Source organism: Actinokineospora sp. NPDC051303, from assembly GCF_055586285.1.
In genome coordinates, this window is sequence record NZ_JBVJIN010000001.1 from 311,735 (window position 1) to 329,003 (window position 17,269).

The window sequence follows — 17,269 nt, forward strand, 5'->3', positions numbered from 1 at the left end:
CTCCCGACGAGCAGGTGTTCGGCTTTATCTGGGGTGAGAAGGCGCTAAACTGGCCTAGTGCGTGGGTGGATTCCTTCCCCCACCCGCATTACCCACGGCGCCTTCTCAGGGGTCCCCAGATCAAGCCGAACACCGTCCCCCGCGACGACACAGCACCCCGACGGCAGCGGAGCCACCAAAATCACCCCAACGACGACATCAACCGCACCAACTCAGCCCGAGAACTCACCCCGAGCTTCCGATAAATCCGAGTCAGGTGCAGATCCACCGTCCGAGGGCTGACCCGCAACTCGGCCGCGATCTCCCGAGTCCGCTTTCCCATGGCGGCGATCCGGGCGATCTCGTTCTCCCGCTTGGTCAACGGCGAAAGATCCACCCCGCGCCGATCCCCCAGTTGATGCCGAGACCGGTCGGCGTCCTCGTACACCACCGTCGCCCCCACCCGCCGCGCCAACTCCCGCGCCAGCAGCAGATCCGCCCCGGCCTCCGCTGGCCGTCCAGCCGCGCTGGAGCACTCCGCGGCGTGGTTCAACGCCCGGATCTGCGCGCCCGGCATCGTGATCCGCGCGAACAGCCCGGCGGCCTCCCGGTACAGCGAAGCCGCCGCCCCGTTCGCCCCGTCCAGCCGCAGCGCGTGCGCACGGGCCAGCAGCGCGAACGCCCGATGGTTGGGCTGCCCCACCGCCTCGGCCGCGACCGCGGCCAGTCGAGCCCACTCCGCCGCCCCGGGGTCCTTGCGGTCGGCGGCCATGCCCGCCAACTGCTCGTAGCACCACGGTCGAATCATCGGTGACACGAACGGCAGGTCGGGCCCGCCGCCCGCGGTCAGGATCACCGCGGCGCTCCGGTCCGGCTCGCCTTCCAGGCTCAATGTCGAGGCCAAGAGCAGCAGCCCGTTGGTGCTGAACCACCAGTTCCTGGGCAACCGGGCAGGCTCGGCCCGGACCGCGCCTTGGCCGTCGCCGCGGCTGGTCCACGCCTGGTAGGCCGATTCCAGCATCTCGGCCATGTCGGCGACGTGCGTGGCGCCAAGGCAGCGGGCGACCTCGCGTGCCTCCGCGGCGGTGCGCTGGGTGTCTTCGAGTCGGGCGGCGCAGTGCTGCGCCCAGCTCAGCCCCATCAGCACGATCGGCAGCAGGCAGGCGGTCGGGCCTTGGCGCAGCAGCGAAAGCTGGCGTTCGAGGTGGCGTTGGGCGTCGTCCAGGCGGGCGATGATGGTCTCCGCCCAGCCGAGGACGGTCAGGTAGTCGGGGTGGGCGGCGAGGTCGGCGTCGGACAGGGTGTCCACGAGCGCGGCGCAGGCGGTGATCAGGTCGTGGGCGCTGCTCACCGCCCCGGTGTGCGCCGCGCACAGCCCGCGCAGGGCCAGGGCGCCGACCGCGGTCACCCGGTCGGCGGCGGCGGGGTCGACGTGGGCGATCCGCTCGATCTGCGCGGGGTCGGGCAGATCGCCGTCGAAGAGGCCGACGATCGCGCACCGCACGACTAGGCGCACCACGTTCTCGGGGGCGGTCGTGGCGGCCAGTTCGGTCGAGAGCAGGGTGTTCGCCTCGGTGTAGTGGCCGAGGAAGCACTCGACCAGCGACCGCTCCGCGACGAGTTCGGCCCGGTCTGGTCCGTTGGCGGCGGCGGCCTCGGCGAGCACGTCGCGGGCCTCAGCGAGTTCGCCCTCGGCGACGAGCACCTGGGCCAGCAGGGCGCGGGCGGGCGCGGCCCCCGGCGGGGCCAGTGTCGCGGCCAGCCGGAGCCAGCGGGCGGCGTCGGCCGGGGCGCTCACGGCGGCCTGTCGCGCGGCCTCGACCAGCACCGGGACGTCTTCGGCGGTGGCCGTCTGTTCCAAGTGGACGGCGCGGTCGCGGGCGGGCGCGCGCCGCGCGGTGAGGGCGGCCAGGGCCTTGCGGTGGGCGCCGCGCCGCAGGCACGGGTCGGCGCGGCGGTACACGACCTCGCGCAGGACCCGGTGCCGGAAAGCCAGAATCCCCGCCTCGGCGGTCTCCCGGACCAGGTCGCGGCGCAGCAGCGCGCTGGTGGCCGCGCACAGGGCGGACTGGCCCAACCCGGTGATCTCGCCGACCGCGGCCATCGGGAACCGGTCGCCGAGCACCGCGCCCGCGGCCAGCACCGCGTCCTCCGGCGCGGCGAGCCCGGTCAGCTCGCCCGCGAGCAGCGCCGTGAGCCGGTCGGACTCGTCCGGACAGGACGACGCGAGCAGGTAGAGCGGGTTGCCGTCGCTGTCGCGGTGGGCGTCGCGCACCCAGCGGTCCTCCGGCGCCGCGCCAAGCAGGCGGGCGGCCTGCTCGACGCTGAGCGGCCCCAGGGTGATCCGCTCGGCCGTGCCAGCGTCGACCCCCTGGCTGAGCGCGCGCCGCAGCGCCGCGCACGCCTGGCGGGGACGCTGGGCGACGACGAGCAGCAGCGGCGCGGGAACCGGGTAGCGGGTCAGGTACTCCACGAACCGCACGGAGCGGCCGTCGGCGAGGTGGAAGTCGTCCAGCACCAGGAGGGTGGGGCGCTCGGCGGCCAGGGTGGTCATCAGGGCGCGCAGCGCCGGGTTGGCCTGGCTGGGTCCCCCGCCCGCCCGCGCGTGCAGGTCCGCCGCGACGGCCGGGTCGAGCGCCTGGCTGAGCGAGTGGAAGTCGACGCCGCGGTCGAACTCGCCGCTGCGCCCCTGGAAGACCCGCAGCCCCCGCGCGCGGGCCCGGGCGGCCAGATTCCCGAGCAGCCGGGTCTTCCCGCTACCCGGATCGCCCGCCAGCTCGATGACGCCGCCCCGCCCCTCCGTCAGCGCGCCCAGGGCGCCGTCGAGCCGAGCGAACTCGGCGGCGCGGACGGAGGTGGGCTCCCGGTCGTCGCAATCTTGTGCATTGCCCACAACTTCACACTACCGAGTGAATGGCCCGCGACCGCTCCGTGCGCACCACGTGACTACTGAGTGGACGCCCCGCGTGTCGACCTTGACGGCGACCGACCCGCGTGCCTGCTCCACCCGGGGTTAAGGCTTTCTTTGGCCGCACCCCGCACGATGACGATCACCGTGACCGCCGCCCCCAGGGAGTGCCCGTGGACCCGCGCGACCCCCGCCAGCGCCTCACCCGCCTAGTGGACCCCGAGTCGCTGACCCCGCTGCACGATTCCGACGGGGTGGCCGTGGTCGTGGCCCGCGCCCGCGTGGACGGCGCCAAGGCCATCGTGTTCTGCACCGACGCCACCATCAAGGGCGGCGCCTTCGGCCGAGCCGAGTGCGACCGCATCGCCGACGCCATCGACCTGGCCCACGCCGAGAGCGCCCCGGTGATCGGCGTGTGGCACTCCGGCGGCGCCAAGCTCGCCGACGGCGTGGAATCCATGGACGGCATCGGCCGTGTGTTCGCCGCGATGGTCAGGGCTTCGGGAAAGGTGCCCCAGCTGTCCGTCGTGCTGGGCCCCGCCGCGGGCGGCGCGGCCTACGGCCCCGCTTTGACCGACATCGTAGTGACGGCCCCCGAGGCCCGCATCTTCGTCACCGGCCCCGACGTGGTTCGCACCGTGACCGGCGAGCAGATCGACATGGCCGGACTCGGCGGCCCGGACCCGCACTCCCGCAAGTCCGGAGTGGTTCACGTGGCGGCGTCATCCGAGTCCGACGCCTTCGCCCGCGTCCGCGCACTGGCCAGATTGCTGGGCGCGCCCGGAACCTTCACGTCCCCAGTTCAGTCCATAGTGGACCTGCGAAGTCTGCTCCCGGAGTCCCCACGCCGCGCCTATGACGTGCGCCCCCTCCTACGGGCGCTGCTGGACGACGGCCCGGACGGTTTCGAGGAACTTCAGGCCAAGTGGGCGCCGAACATGGTGATCGGCCTGGCCAGGCTGGGCGGCGGCACAGTGGGAGTGATCGCGAACAACCCGTTGCGCAAGGGCGGCTGCTTGGACTCGTTGTCGGCGGAGAAGGCGGCTAGATTCGTGCGGATGTGTGACAGCTTCGGCGTGCCGTTGCTGGTGGTCGTGGACGTGCCCGGTTACCTGCCCGGCGTCGGTCAGGAGTGGGAGGGCGTGGTGCGGCGTGGCGCGAAGCTGCTGCACGCGTTCGCCGAGGCGGTGGTGCCGCGGGTGACGCTGGTGACCCGCAAGTCCTACGGCGGCGCGTATATCGCGATGAACTCGCGTTCGCTCGGTGCCACGGCGGTGTTCGCGTGGCCGGAGGCGGAGGTCGCGGTGATGGGCGCGAAGGCGGCGGTCGGGATCTTGCACCGTAAGAAGCTCGCCGCGGCCCCTGAGGAGGAGCGCGAGGCCCTGCACGCGCGTCTGACCGCCGAACACGAGCGCATCGCGGGCGGCGTGGACCGGGCGATGGCCATCGGCGTGGTGGACGAGGTCGTCGACCCCGCCCGAACCCGCGAGCGCCTGATAGCCGCCTTCGCCGCCGCCCCACCCCGCCGTGGCGACCACGGCAATATCCCGCTGTGACGCCACCTCGCGCCGCCCGTGTGCCCCGAAGGCACGCCTCCGGGGCACACGGACCTCAGCGATCGACGAATTGCAGGCTGAACTCGGTCAGCTTGGCGCCGCGCACCTCGCTGGCGGGCAGCGCTTCCGTCACGGCGCGAAGGTCCGATTCGGACAGTGCGACGCTGACCGCGCCGAGGTTTTCCACCAGGTGCTCAACCCGCCGAGTGCCGGGAATTGGCACCACATCCGATCCTTGATGCAGCAGCCAGGCCAGCGCGAGCTGCGCCGCGGTTACCCCCAGATCACCCGCCACCGCCTCGAACCGGCTCACCAGGGCCAGGTTCGCGGCGAAGTTCTCCGCACTGAGCCGAGGTTGCGCGACATAGCGGAAATCAGTGGGATCGAACACGTCCCGAGACCGGTACTTCCCGGTCAGGAACCCCCGCCCCAACGGCGCGTTCGGCACGATGGCGATGCCCAGCTCCCGGGCCGTCGGAGCGACTTCCGGCTCGATCTCCCGAGACCACACCGACCACTCGGTCTGCAAAGCCGCGATTGGATGCACGGCGTGCGCCCGCCGAATGGTTCCAGACGCGGCCTCGGACAACCCGATGTGCCGAACCTTCCCTTCGGCGACCAACTCCGCCAACGCCCCCACGGTCTCCTCGATGGGAACCGACGTGTCCACCCGCGCCTGGTAATACAGGTCGATGTGGTCGACCCCAAGGCGCCGCAGGGAAGCCTCGGCGGCGGACCGGACATAGGCGGCGTCGCCCCGAACCTCCTGCCCGATGCCGTTGTCAGCCCGCCGCACCCCGAACTTCGTCGCGATCGCCACCCGATCACGACGACCAGCCAGGGCTTTGCCCAGCAGCTCCTCACCCGAGCCGTGCCCGTAGACGTCCGCGGTGTCGAACAGGGTCACGCCGAGATCGACGGCCCGCTGGATAGTGGCCGTCGACTGGGCGTCATCGGTCGGGCCGTAGAACTCGGCGACGCCGAGGCCGCCGAGGCCCAGCGCGCTGACGTCGAGGTCACCGAGCCTGCGGGTAGGCAGGTCGCTCATCAGGAACTCCATTTCCAGAGCGGACAAGGTCTCCCGCAGCGTCGCGGCCCCGGCTAAAGGGCTCCTAGTCGTGGGACGGGACTAGGGGCGCTCTAGAAGGGGTTCAGAGCCGGTCCCTAGCGTCGCCGGAAGCAGTTCCGACCAGACAAGGGGACGTCATGCCTGTGAGAACAAGGAGTTCGGTGGCCTCGGCGCTGTCCACCTGGGCCATCACCCGGTTCGCGACGCCGCCGTTCGCGCCGTCGGCGAAGGACCCGCTGGTGGCCGATCCGAAGAACGCGCTGCAGCTGTTCGACCTCAGCGAGCGGGTGCTGGCCTACGAGTCCAACAACGACGACCCCAACGGCGAGAACCCGACCATCGACGACGCCGCGTCGGTCGCCTACGAGCTGTTCGACGCCGAGGGCAAATCGGTTGGCCGCACCAAGGGCGTCGGCCGCATGCTCTACCAGCGCGACGACGGCGCCTTCGTCGCCTACTTCTCCGAAGAGATCACCCTGACCGACGGCACCGTCGTGCGCACCGGCGGCCTGGTGGACGACACCAAGCTCACCAAGGGCGAGCAGGCCACCATCCAGGCGGTCGCGGTCGCCGGGCCGTTCAAGGGCGCGGTGGGCTTTCGCCAGTTCCGGCCGCTGGTCCCGCACAAGGAGTACGTCTCCAACATCGTCCTGTACCGCCGGTAAACCCCGTCCGCGACAAGTCGACGTGTCCGGTCGCCAGGCCCGGTTCTCGGACCGCCCATGGCGGCAGGTGGTCGGAGAACCGGGCCGGGTCCCTCCGCCTGCATCGTCACCAGTCCGCGACGAGACCACTGGGGACCGTGCCGGTCGACCGGGTAGGCGCCGTCGCCGCACAGGGCGGTGTCGGGGCGCAAGTGTTCCGCTGGCAGCGGAACGCACGTCCCGGCGTGCCGGACCGGTGCCAAAATCACGGCATGGCGAACGTTGTCTCCCTCCACCCGAAGCGCGCCCCGGAGCCGCTGTGGCGCGAAGTGCTGGGCCGGACCCTGCGCGCGATCAGGGCGGAGCAGGGTGGCAGGCTCGTTGACATCGCGAAGCGGGCGGGCATCTCGCCGCAGTACCTGTCGGAGATCGAGCGGGGCCGCAAGGAGCCGTCCAGCGAGATGATCGCCGCGGTCACCGGCGCGCTGGGGGTCGACCTGGCCGATGTGCTCGCGGACATCGCGGGCGGGCTCCCCCGGCCGCGCGGCGCGGGTCTCGCGGTCGGGCGCCGACCCGAGGGGCCCACGGCGATGGCCGCCTGAGCCCGCGGTCTCACGGCCGGTGGTCGAGGACGTGGTCCGCGAGCCCGTAGCCGACGGCACCCGCCGCGTCGAACACGCGGTCCCGGTCGGTGTCGTGCCGCAGCCGCGCGACGTCCTTGCCGGTGTGCGCCGAGAGGATCTCCTCCAACTGGGTCCGCACCCGCACGACTTCGTCGGCTTGGAGAATGAGGTCCGGGATGGTGCCGCGGCCCTGCGCCGCGGGCTGGTGCAGCACCACCCGGGTGTGGGGCAGCACGAAGCGGTTGCCGGGCTTGCCCGCGGCCAGCAGCACCGCGCTGGCCGCCACCGCCTGGCCGACGCATGTCGTGGACACCGGGGCCTTGATGAAGCGCATGGTGTCGTACAGCGCGAGCATCGCGGACGGGTCGCCGCCCTCGGAGTTGATGTACAGGCTGATCTCCCGGTCCGGGTTGTCCGCCTCCAGGTGCAGCAGCTGGGCGATCAGCGCGTTGGCCACGCCGGAGTCGATCGCGGTCCCGAGGTAGATGATCCGCTCCGACAGCAGGTGCGAGTAGACGTCCATGATCCGCTCGCCGCCCGCGACCCGGGTGATGACGTTGGGGATGGTGTAGGTGCTCATGCGCGCGCCCCCAGCCCCAGCGGATGCGCGCGCGGCGGCGCCACCTGCTCGAACGTGGTGACGACATGGTCGATGAAGCCGTAGTCCCGCGCCTGTTCGGCGGTGAACCACCGGTCGTGCAGCGAGTCGGCGAAGATCCGTTCGAGCGGCTGCCCCGTGTCCGCCGCGATGATCCCGAGCACGGTGTCCCGGGTGTGCCGCAGATCGTCGGCCTGCACTTCGACCTCGACCGCCGACCCGCCGATCCCCGCCGAGCCCTGGTGCATCAGGACGCGCGCGTGCGGAAGGGCGAAGCGCTTACCCGGTGTGCCCGCCGACAGCAGGAACTGCCCCGCGCTGCACGCCAGCCCCAGCGCGAACGTGGCCACATCGCACGGCGCCAGCCGCATCACGTCACGGATGGCCAGCATCGCGGGAACCGAACCCCCCGGCGAGTGAATCCACAACGCGATGTCCTTGCCCGCGTCCTCACTCGCCAGCGACAACATCTGCGCGGCGAGCACCGTCCCGTTGTCGTCGTCAAGCACCCCATCGAGGACCAGCACCCGCTGGCGCAGAAAATGCTCCCGAAGCCGCTGGTCGAACCGCGGCTGCTTCTCGTTGTCGGTCATGCCCCGACAATGCCGCCACCTCGGCGTAGCTCGCTGGTTTCGCCGCTGTGAGCGGATCAGCTCCCGGCAGAACGGCGGATGGTCCATTATGGACATTTCAGCCGGTGGGCGCGCTCGCGGCCGAATCGATCTTTGGCAATGCCAGGCACAGCAGGGCGCACACCAGGAAGAACCCGGCGATGACGAGGGTTGAGGCCGTGAACGCCGAGGTGTGCCCGGTGTTGGCGAGGATGGAGAAGAAAATCGTGCCCGACACCGCGACGCCCAGTGCGCCGCCGAACTGCTGGCTGGTGCTCCAGACTCCGGACGCGCCGCCCGCCGCGTCCGGGGGGACGTCGGCCAGGGTGAGGCTGATCAGCGGCACCACGATCATGTTGAGGCTCGCGCCGAGGACGAGCAGGCCCGGGAACAGGTACCAGGCATTGATCGCGTGTTCGGACTGCTGGGCGGCCAGCGCCAGCGCGGCGCAGCCGACAGCGAACAGGACGGTGCCCACCATGACGACGTAGCGGCCGAACCTGGCCGCGAGGCGACCGGCGGGGGCCGCGGTGATGAGCGTGCCGAGGCTGAACACGATGGTGGTCATCCCGGCCTGGAGCGGCGAGTACCCCTGCCCCTGCTGCAACCACAGGGTGAACACCAGCAGGAACCCGGCGAGCCCGGCGAAGGCGAGCATCTGCACGGTCATCCCCGCGCTGAAGGTCGGTAGCCGGAACAGCGACACCGGCAGAACCGATGCGCGCTTGTCCCGGCGTCGCGACTCGAACACGGCCAGCGCGATGATCGCCAGGACACCGGCCGCCAGCAGCACGAAGATCCACAGCGGCCAGTCGAAGCGGCGCCCTTCCAGCAGCGGGTAGATCACCGCGACCAGGGCGACGGTCAGCAGTCCGGCGCCGACCAGGTCCAGCCTGCCCGCCTCGCGCGACCGAGTTTCGGGGATCACCGCCAGCGCGAGGATCACTAGGACGACCGCGATCGGCACGTTCACCAGGAAAATCATTCGCCAGCTCAGCCCGAAGACGTTCGCGCTGGTCAGTAGACCGCCGACCGCGACGCCGAGCGCCTGCGCGAGCCCGCCGACCATGCCGAACAGGCCGAAGACCTTGCCGCGCTCGGCGCCGTGAAAGATCGTTTGCAGGGTGCTCAGCACCTGGGGCGCGAGGCCCGCGGCGGCGATGCCCTGCAACGCCCTGGCCGCGATCAGTTGGCCGGGGCTCTGCGCCAGGCTGCACAGGAGGCTGGTCAGGCCGAACATGCCGACCGACCAGACGAACAGCCGTCGGCGACCCCACAGGTCGCCCAGCCTGCCCGCGGTGATCAGCATGACGGCGAACGCGAGCAGGTAAACCGCGACCACCCACTCCAGGGAGTTCGACTCCAGCCCGAGATCGGCCTGGATGGTGGGCAGGGCGACGTTGACGATGGTGGCGTCGATGAGGTCCATCAGCGCCGCCACCATCAGGACGCCCGCCGCGGCCCACCGCTTGGGGTAGGGGGTTGGCGGTTCGGCGGTCTCTTCCCGCGCCGGGGTAACTTCGCTGGCCACTGGCTCACTCCGCGATCTGGTCCGCGCGATACAATCGCGCCAGGATGAGTATGTCGGCACGTCGATTGAGTCGAGGTAGAAAGTATCTCGTCCAGACGAGTAACTTGTTGAGCTGAGACAGTAGTGGGGGAGGTCAGCCGATGGCAAGCCATACGCGCCCGCAGCTCGAACGCGCGATTGACGCGGCCCTGCGCGGGCAGGTCGCGGGCGCGACGGTGGCCAAGCATCAGGTTGGCAAGGCGTTCGACCTGGTGCTCAGCACGTGCGAGGGGCACTTCGCCAACCTCCTCGAACTGCACGGACCGCTCACGCCGAGCGAGCTGGGTCGGATGACGGGCCTGCGCTCGGGAACCGTGACCGGCGTCATCGACCGGCTGGAGCGGGCGGGCTACGTCCGGCGCGAGCGCGACACCAAGGACCGGCGCAAGGTGATCGTGTCGCTCAACCACGAGTCGATCGCGAAGGAACCGGTGGCGCACGAGCGGGCGCTGCCGCAGATCCTGGCGGGATACACCGACGACCAGTTGGAGGTGCTCGCCGACTTCCTGGTGCGCGTGACCAACACCTACACCGAGTTCAACCCGTGCGTCGAGAAAGCCGCTGACGTGCGGTCCGAACTCGATCGGGATGAGCGCAGGCCCGCCCGACTGACCAGCGGGCATCGGTGAAGCGCCCCCCACGGTCGGGACCGTGGGGGCGGGTGGCGGCGGTGCCGGTCAGACCGGTCGGGCCTCGATCGCGAAGAACAGAAACGGGCAGCGCGGCGACGTCACCCGGCCAAGCTCGAAGCCCGCGGCGCCGAACAACCGCTCGTACTCGGCCAGCGTGCGCTCCTTGCCGTTGGTGAGCTGGCTACCGCCAGCTTGTCGGCGGGGTCGAACCCCTGGGTCGCGGTGTCGCCTTCCGGCAGCAGGGACGTGAACACCACGACCCGCGGCCGAGCACCGCAGCGGCGTGCGTGCGCGGCAGGTCGAGCACCAGGCCCGCTTACCTGCCTTCCGGGGCGTCGGTCAGCCGCCGCAGCCGGGAACGGTCGGGGCGGCGGGCTTGGTGACCTCGGCAAACGGGGGCCGGTCGTGGTGGACCAGTCGAAATCGGCGACGACGAGGTGTGCGTGGACACCAGCGGGGATCACCGGTGCGGCGAACGCGAGTCTGTCCGCCGCGCGTCGGAAGATGTCGACGATGGGGTCCATGTCGGGGGAGTGGAACGCGTGGCTGACCCGCAGCCTGCGTGCCTTGATCCCGCGCGCCCGGAATCGGGCCGCGACCACGGCCTCGCCGCGGAGACCACCGGCCGCTGGTCCCGCACAAGGAGCGTCTCCAACATCTTCTTCCACCGCCGGTGATCCGTTGTCAGCCCCCAAGTGAGCCTGGGCGAGGACCACGTTGTCGCCCGCCCAGGTTCACCTGACCCCCAGATCCGCGATTTCCACGCTAGGGGTTTCCGGTGGTGTCGCGCGCCCTCACGCGCGCACAATTCCGGCGTTTCGGCTATCACGGGTGCACGGTTGGGGCGTCACCGCGCACAACGGGGACGGGCCGACCCCTCATCGGTGCACTGATCCGGGTGACGCGGGGCCGCGGTTACCGTTGCCAGGCGGACAGCAGTGGTGGGCGTCCTGTGCTCACGTAGAGGGCGAAGGCAAGTGGGCGGACCCCGCCGGGCAGGTGCTCCCCGTCGTCGCGGGCGTTGTCCGGCTCGGTGATCAGTTCACGCTGGATCAGGGGGGCGGCGGCGCGCAGGTGGCTGCGGACGGTCACCGGGGAGATGTTCAGCGCCGCGGCCGCCGGTTCCGCGCGGGTGTCGTGTTCCAGCCACGCCGAGAGGGTGCGCGGGAGATCGCGGCGGTCGGCCTTCAGCGGGCTCAGCAGCGCCTCGGCCCAGGCCCGGGTTTCGGGGGCGGCGAGCATGGCGGTGAAGTCGGCCGCCGGGTCGGTCGCGGCGTCCTCGTGCCCGTGTGTGATGGCGATCTTCAGGGCGGCGGAGACGGCCACCTGGCTCAGGACGCTGCGCCGGTCGAGGCCGAGCAGGTCGAAGCACCGGGAGATCCGATGGGTCACGGTGTTGCGGTGGACGCCGAGGATGCGGCTCACGGCCTTGTGCGGGAAATCCAGGGCCAGGTCGAGGGTGCGCAGCAGCCGGTCGCGCTGCGCCATGGGCAAGGTCAGCACCGGCCGCAGGACCGCGGCGGCCCAGCGCCGCGCCGGGGCCGGGGGCAGGATGTCCACCAGGCTCGTCCGCTCGTCGTAGAGCGCCACCCGCTCCGGCAGCCGCCGGGCCATCACCAGGGCGGTGGCCGCTTCCGTGTACGCGTCCGCGGTGTCGCCGAGCGGGTGCGCGCGACTGCCGCCCATCACGTGCCGGGGCAGCGCGGCGACGATCAGCCGCAGCGCGTCGCGCACGGTGTTGGCGTCGTCGTCGTGCGCCGGGTCCAGCGCGAGCAGGTGGTTGTAGGCCGGGCAGCGGGCGACCAGCGCGCGGTCCCCGATGGCGTTCTCGGCCTGCCTGGCCGCGATCTCCCGGTCCTCTTGGCCGCAGTCGATCACGTAGACCCGGGCGTTCTCGGTGGCCAGCAGATCGGGCGCGAGCGCGGCCATGACCCGCTGCGCGGCGACCTCCTCGCCCAGCAGGAGCAGTTGGAACACACTGACGCGCACCTCGCGCGCGGCGATCGTGGTGTCGTGGTGCCCTCGCGCCTGGTCGATCAGGCCGAGAACCTTGGCCGCGGGCCGGATCAGCTCGGCGCCGACGTCGTCCAGCGGACGGCGCGCGGCCAGCGAGAGCATGGTGGTCGACCCGGTCGTGGCGAGCGGGATCGACTGTGTGTGCAGCGCGCCGTCCGCGGGACGCGCGGTCTGTCGGGCGAGCAAGGGGGCGAGGGTCCCGGGCGCGGTGTCGGGCGACGCGGCCAAGACCCCGCGCCGCGGATCGCTGACGAGCACCTCGGCGTCCGTGGCCGCGGCCAGCCAGTCGGCGATCCGCTGCATCGCGCCGCTGTCCGCGTCGGCGAGCCTGCCGGGCAGCCGGTTGAGCAGCGCGGTGAGCTGGTCGACGTGCCACTCGGCCTGCCGGTAGCGGTACTCCCGCAGGCGTGGTCCGAGGTCCGCCCACGCCGCCAACGTGTTCGTCGTGGTCAGCAGCGGCACGTTCAACCGCTCCGCCGAACCGCGCACCGCCCGCGGCACGGCCTCGGCGTCATGCCGGTCGACGGCCACGGCGAGACCGGCGGCCCGGCCGCGGGACAGGGCGCGCAGCAGTTGGTCGGCGGCGAGCCGGTCTTCGGACAGCGCGGAACCGCCGAGCACCACCAGGGCGTCGGTGACATCGCCCAGGGAGTCGCCGCCCGCGGTCTCCGACAGCACGCGGAGGCAGTCCACCGCCCGGTTGGCCGACTGCTCCCCGCCGACGAACCGGAGTGCGAAGTCCGGCTCACCGCACATCTGGCTCAGTGTGGGCATGACACCCTTTCCGCCGACCCGCCTCCACCGCGCGGCGCCGTGACCGGCGCCCGCCCGAACGCGATCGGTGTCGCGCACCGAACGATTCTGCTCGGGCGGGCGGGCCGCGAAAACAACCAGTCGGGGGACGCGTGGTGGCACCAGGGTGGCGCCCCGCCTCAGGCGCTCAGGTCGACCACCCAGTCCGCCGCCGACAGTTCCGCGCGCAGGTAGCGGGCGAGGGCCCGCGGCGTGGGGTGGTCGTAGATGGCGACGGGGGGCAGCAGCACGCCCGCCTCGGATTTGAGGCGGTTGCTCAGTTCCAGCGCGGTGAACGACGAAAACCCGATCTCCAGCAGGCTCAGCTCGGTCTCCACCAGCTCCGGCGACCCGTGGCCGAGCACCGCCGCGGCGTGCGTGCGCAGCAGGTCGAGCACCAGGCCCTCCTGCTCGTCTTCCGGGGCGTCGGCCACCTGCCGCAGCCAGGAACGGGCCGGGGCGGTGGTCTCGGTGCTCTCGGCGACCTCAGCGAACAGGGGGGCGGTCGTGGTGGACCAGTCGAAATCGGCGACCACGAGGTGCGCGGCGGCGGGGGCCTGGGCCAGCGCGTTCATCGCGAACCGCAGTGCCGGGTCGGTCGGGGACCACGGCCCGAACGCCACCGACGTCGCGGGCAGGCCCAGTGCCCGGCGGCGGCGCACCAGGGCCGCGGCGGGGCCCTCGGCTCCGAAGCGGGACAGCACCGCGAACGCCGACAGGGGCAGGTCCCGGGTGGCCAGGTCCAGCGCCTCGGCCAGCTCGACGGGGCCATCGACGACGACCGCGCTGACATCGCCGAGATCCGCGGTGTCCAGCGACCGCACCACCTCGGCGCCGGACCGCCGCACCCAGCGGGCGGCGGGCGCGGCTAGGTCCCCGTCGCCCACGACCAGCACCGTTCCCGACGGCGTCCACTCGGACCCGGCCCGCGCCCGGACGAGCCGCCGGGCCAGCACGCCTTCCGGCCGCAGCACAAGCTGGTCGACCGGCCCGCCGAGCACCGACCCCAGCCGCGCCAGATCCGGTGGACCCGAGACCTCCGGGCTCGCTTCCGCCGAGCCTGCGCCGCCGGAGCCCTCGGCCGACCCGGTCGCCGCCGCGGAACCCAGGTCGACCAGGCCCACCCCCTCCGGGACCCATCCCCAGATCGCCGCCTGGGTCGCGTCCACGGTCTCCCCGACCGCGCCCCGGGTGACCACCCAGAGCGGCGCATCCGGTCTTCTGGCCACCAGGTCCCGGGTGGCCGCGACCGGGTCGGGGCCCAGGGCCAGCAGGGAGACGACGCCGTCGTAGCCGGTGAGGTCGGCGGTGGCGGGCACGGTCTCGCCGAAGCCCGCGGTCAGGCCGTCGGGGGCCACGACCGCCCAGCGGCCGGTGACCGGTCGGCCGGGCACGGGCGACCAGGTCTCGGTGTACCGCCAGGTGTGCTGTTCGCGGGCCGCGGCCAGCGTGGGCAGCAGCACTTCCAGCGCGGCCCGCTCGGCGTCGTCGGCGTGCAGCGCCTCGGCGGCGGCCGCCGGGTCGCCCAAGTCCAGGGCGGCCAGCACGGGGTCGTCGGCGCGGCGGGGGTGGGTGGGTTTGAGCCAATATCGGTCGCCTTGGAAGGGGTAGGTGGGGGCGGCGATGTCGGGGGCGGGGCCGGTGAATCCCCAGGTGACCGCCGCGCCCGCGGCGTGGAGGCGGGCCAGGGCCGTGCGCACGGACTGGTCTTCCGGGACATTCTGGCGCAGCGCGGGCTCGAAGGCGGCCGGGCCCGTCACGCACTCGGTGGCGAGCGCGCTGAGGGTGGCGTTCGGGCCGATTTCCAGGAAGTGCTTGACTCCCAGTGATTCGAGGGTGCGCACGCCATCGAGGAAGCGGACAGTGCCGCGCAGGTGGTCGGCCCAGTAGTCCGCGGTGGTCGCCCGCGCGTCGGCGAGCCGACCGGTCACATTGGACACCAGCGGGATCACCGGTGCGGCGAAGGCGAGTCTGCTTGCCGCGCGCCGGAAGATGTCCAGAATCGGCGCCATGTCGGGGGAGTGGAACGCGTGGCTGACCCGCAGCCTGCGTGCCTTGACCCCGCGGGCCCGGAACCGAGCCGCGATCTCGGCGACCACGGCCTCGTCGCCGGAGACCACCGTCGCCCTCGGCCCGTTGACCGCCGCGACGCTCACCCGGTCTTCGTGCCCGGCCAGCGCGGCGGCGACCTCGGCCTCGGGCGCGGCGACCGAGACCATGGCGCCGCCCTCCGGCGCGGCCTGCATCAGCTTCCCGCGCGCGGCGACCAGCGCGCACGCCTCGCGCAGCGGCAGCATCCCGGCCACGTGCGCCGCGGCGAGTTCGCCGATCGAGTGCCCGAGGACGTAGTCCGGGACGAGCCCGCGCGACTCGACGAGCCGATAGAGCGCGACCTCGAAGGCGAACAGCGCCGCCTGGGTGAACGCGGTCTGGTCCAGCAGCGCCGCGTCCGCGTCGCCGGGCGCGGCGAACACCACGTCCCGGATCGGCCGGTCCAGCAGCGGGTCCAGGTGCGCGCACGCGGCGTCCAGCGCCGCGGCGAACACCGGTTCCCGCCCGTGCAACTCGCGGCCCATGCCGAGCCGCTGGCTGCCCTGCCCGGCGAACAGGAAAGCCGTCTTGCCCTTGCTCGCCACCCCGGTCAGCACTGTCGGCGCGGGCTCCCCGGCGGCGACCCGGTCCAGCGCGGCGGCCACCTCGTCCCGATCTGCCGCGACGACCACGGCCCGCACGGGAAACCGCGGCTTGGCCAGCAGGCACCCGGCGAGGTCGGACACCGCGACCTCGGCGTTGTCCCGCACGAACGCGCCCAGCCGCCGCGCCTGCTCCCGCAGCGCCGCCTCGGTGCGCGCGGTGAGCACCAGCGGCGCTCCGGCCGCGGGCTTGGCTGGCTCCTGCTCGGGCGCCTGCTCCAGGATGACGTGCGCGTTGGTGCCGCTGATCCCGAACGAGGACACCCCGGCCCGGCGCGGCCGCCCGGTCCTCGGCCACGGCACGTCCTCGGTCAGCAGGGACACCGCGCCGGAGGACCAGTCGACGTTCGGGCTCGGCTCGTCCACGTGCAGCGTGCGCGGGAGCACGCCGTGGCGCAGGGCGGCGATCATCTTGACGACCCCCGCGACGCCCGCCGCGGCCTGGGTGTGCCCGATGTTGGACTTCACCGAGCCCAGCCACAGCGGCGTTTCCCGCTCCTGCCCGTAGGTTTCCAGCAGCGCCTGCGCCTCGATCGGGTCGCCCAGCGTCGTCCCGGTCCCGTGCGCCTCCACGGCGTCCACATCGGACGGACGCAGCCCGGCGTCGGCCAGCGCCGCCCGGATGACCCGCTGCTGCGCCGGTCCGTTGGGCGCGGTGAGCCCGTTGGACGAGCCGTCGGAGTTCACCGCCGTCCCGGCGACGACGGCCAGCACCCGGCGGCCCGCCCGGCGCGCGTCCGAGAGCCGCTGCACCACCAGTTGCGCGACGCCCTCGCCGAAGCCGGTGCCGTCCGCGCCCGCCGCGAACGCCTTGCAGCGGCCGTCCGGCGCGAGCCCGCGCTGGCGGCTGAACTCCACGAACGTCGCCTGGTTCGCCATCACCGTCGCCCCGCCGACCACCGCGAGGTCGCACTCGCGCCCGCGCAGCGCCCGCACGGCCAGGTGCAGCGCCACCAGCGAGGACGAGCAGGCGGTGTCCAGCGTGACCGCGGGCCCCTCGAACCCGAAGGTGTAGGCGATCCGGCCGGAGGCGACGCTGTTCGCGTTGCCGGTCATCAGGTATCCGTCGAGCCCGTCGGGCAGTCCGGCGGAGAACGACACGTACTCCTGCCCGATCAGCCCGGTGAACACCCCGGTTCGGCTGCCGCGCAGCGACTCCGGCTCGATGCCCGCCCGCTCCAGCGCCTCCCACGCGGTTTCCAGCAGCAGCCGGTGCTGCGGGTCCATCGCCAGCGCCTCCCGGGGGGAGATGCCGAAGAACTCGGCGTCGAAGCGGGACGGGTCCGGCAGGAACCCGCCCGCCTGGGTGGAGATCCGCCCGCCCGCGTCAGGGTCGGGGTCATACAGCCGCGCCCACCCCCGGTCGGCGGGGAACTCGCCGATGGCGTCGCCGCCGGAGGCGACCAGCCGCCACAGGTCCTCGGGGGAGGACACCCCGCCGGGGAACCGGCACGCCATGCCGACCACGGCGATCGGCTCCCGGTCGGCGGCCTCCAGCTCGGCCACCCGGGCGCGGGTCCTGCGCAGGTCTTCCGTGACCCATTTCAGGTAGTCGGCCAGCTTCTGGTCCTCTGCCAT

The 17,269-nt window shown here is 72.6% G+C and carries 12 protein-coding genes and 2 pseudogenes; 5 read left to right on the forward strand and 9 right to left on the reverse strand.

From position 1 onward, the window contains the following. Window positions 1-181: 181 nt before the first annotated feature. Window positions 182-2,872 (reverse strand): LuxR C-terminal-related transcriptional regulator, encoded by a 2,691-nt coding sequence (locus ACZ6SD_RS01430; RefSeq protein ID WP_465314905.1) that lies wholly within the window; start codon window positions 2,870-2,872, stop codon window positions 182-184. Window positions 2,873-3,060: 188 nt separating this feature from the next. Here ACZ6SD_RS01430 and ACZ6SD_RS01435 point away from each other — a divergent pair, with 188 nt between their 5' ends. Further along, the gene (locus ACZ6SD_RS01435) at window positions 3,061-4,443 is read left to right on the forward strand and encodes an acyl-CoA carboxylase subunit beta (protein WP_465314906.1); all 1,383 of its coding nucleotides are present in this window, start codon (window positions 3,061-3,063) and stop codon (window positions 4,441-4,443) included. A gap of 55 nt (window positions 4,444-4,498) precedes the next feature. Here the strand turns inward: ACZ6SD_RS01435 and ACZ6SD_RS01440 are convergent, their stop codons facing one another. Then, complete coding sequence (locus tag ACZ6SD_RS01440) at window positions 4,499-5,491, reverse strand: aldo/keto reductase (RefSeq protein ID WP_465314907.1); 993 nt, start codon at window positions 5,489-5,491, stop codon at window positions 4,499-4,501. 182 nt (window positions 5,492-5,673) lie between these two features. On the opposite strand from ACZ6SD_RS01440, the gene ACZ6SD_RS01445 reads away from it, so the two are divergent. Together ACZ6SD_RS01445 and ACZ6SD_RS01450 are read left to right on the forward strand one after the other, a co-directional pair. Then, window positions 5,674-6,177: an allene oxide cyclase barrel-like domain-containing protein gene (locus ACZ6SD_RS01445; protein WP_465314908.1), complete on the forward strand. Its 504-nt coding sequence runs from the start codon at window positions 5,674-5,676 to the stop codon at window positions 6,175-6,177. A 251-nt stretch (window positions 6,178-6,428) separates the two neighbouring features. After that, window positions 6,429-6,758, forward strand: a complete 330-nt coding sequence (locus ACZ6SD_RS01450) for a helix-turn-helix domain-containing protein (protein WP_465314909.1) — start codon at window positions 6,429-6,431, stop codon at window positions 6,756-6,758. A gap of 10 nt (window positions 6,759-6,768) precedes the next feature. Here the strand turns inward: ACZ6SD_RS01450 and ACZ6SD_RS01455 are convergent, their stop codons facing one another. The 3 genes from ACZ6SD_RS01455 to ACZ6SD_RS01465 all read right to left on the reverse strand — a co-directional run bounded on the left by ACZ6SD_RS01455 (window position 6,769) and on the right by ACZ6SD_RS01465 (window position 9,519). Next, window positions 6,769-7,359: a ClpP family protease gene (locus tag ACZ6SD_RS01455; RefSeq protein ID WP_465314910.1), complete on the reverse strand. Its 591-nt coding sequence runs from the start codon at window positions 7,357-7,359 to the stop codon at window positions 6,769-6,771. After that, entirely contained in the window at window positions 7,356-7,970 is a 615-nt protein-coding gene (locus tag ACZ6SD_RS01460; protein WP_465314911.1) for a ClpP family protease, read from the reverse strand. The genes ACZ6SD_RS01455 and ACZ6SD_RS01460 overlap by 4 nt, the downstream gene beginning before the upstream one ends. A gap of 97 nt (window positions 7,971-8,067) precedes the next feature. Beyond that, entirely contained in the window at window positions 8,068-9,519 is a 1,452-nt protein-coding gene (locus tag ACZ6SD_RS01465) for an MFS transporter (protein ID WP_465314912.1), read from the reverse strand. A gap of 140 nt (window positions 9,520-9,659) precedes the next feature. On the opposite strand from ACZ6SD_RS01465, the gene ACZ6SD_RS01470 reads away from it, so the two are divergent. Together ACZ6SD_RS01470 and ACZ6SD_RS01475 are read left to right on the forward strand one after the other, a co-directional pair. Then, window positions 9,660-10,187, forward strand: a complete 528-nt coding sequence (locus tag ACZ6SD_RS01470; protein WP_465314913.1) for a MarR family winged helix-turn-helix transcriptional regulator — start codon at window positions 9,660-9,662, stop codon at window positions 10,185-10,187. Between the two features lie 545 nt (window positions 10,188-10,732). After that, a complete protein-coding gene (locus ACZ6SD_RS01475; protein WP_465314914.1) occupies window positions 10,733-10,867 on the forward strand; it encodes a hypothetical protein in 135 nt (44 codons plus the stop codon). A 238-nt stretch (window positions 10,868-11,105) separates the two neighbouring features. On the opposite strand, the gene ACZ6SD_RS01480 is transcribed toward ACZ6SD_RS01475, so the two are convergent. The 4 genes and pseudogenes from ACZ6SD_RS01480 to ACZ6SD_RS01495 all read right to left on the reverse strand — a co-directional run. Next, window positions 11,106-12,980, reverse strand: a complete 1,875-nt coding sequence (locus ACZ6SD_RS01480; protein WP_465314915.1) for a helix-turn-helix domain-containing protein — start codon at window positions 12,978-12,980, stop codon at window positions 11,106-11,108. Window positions 12,981-13,138: 158 nt separating this feature from the next. Next, complete coding sequence (locus tag ACZ6SD_RS01485; RefSeq protein ID WP_465314959.1) at window positions 13,139-16,447, reverse strand: type I polyketide synthase; 3,309 nt, start codon at window positions 16,445-16,447, stop codon at window positions 13,139-13,141. A gap of 36 nt (window positions 16,448-16,483) precedes the next feature. Beyond that, a pseudogene (locus tag ACZ6SD_RS01490) lies at window positions 16,484-17,149 on the reverse strand (beta-ketoacyl synthase N-terminal-like domain-containing protein); the annotation flags it as partial. Window positions 17,150-17,218: 69 nt separating this feature from the next. Then, window positions 17,219-17,269: pseudogene (locus ACZ6SD_RS01495) on the reverse strand (hypothetical protein); the annotation flags it as partial.

Coding starts and splice junctions, on each gene's coding strand:
- ACZ6SD_RS01460 (WP_465314911.1), bottom strand. CDS start 7,970: ATGACCGACAACGAGAAGCAGCCGCGGTTCGACCAGCGGCTTCGGGAG.
- ACZ6SD_RS01470 (WP_465314913.1), top strand. CDS start 9,660: ATGGCAAGCCATACGCGCCCGCAGCTCGAACGCGCGATTGACGCGGCC.
- ACZ6SD_RS01480 (WP_465314915.1), bottom strand. CDS start 12,980: ATGCCCACACTGAGCCAGATGTGCGGTGAGCCGGACTTCGCACTCCGG.
- ACZ6SD_RS01455 (WP_465314910.1), bottom strand. CDS start 7,359: ATGAGCACCTACACCATCCCCAACGTCATCACCCGGGTCGCGGGCGGC.
- ACZ6SD_RS01440 (WP_465314907.1), bottom strand. CDS start 5,491: ATGAGCGACCTGCCTACCCGCAGGCTCGGTGACCTCGACGTCAGCGCG.
- ACZ6SD_RS01450 (WP_465314909.1), top strand. CDS start 6,429: ATGGCGAACGTTGTCTCCCTCCACCCGAAGCGCGCCCCGGAGCCGCTG.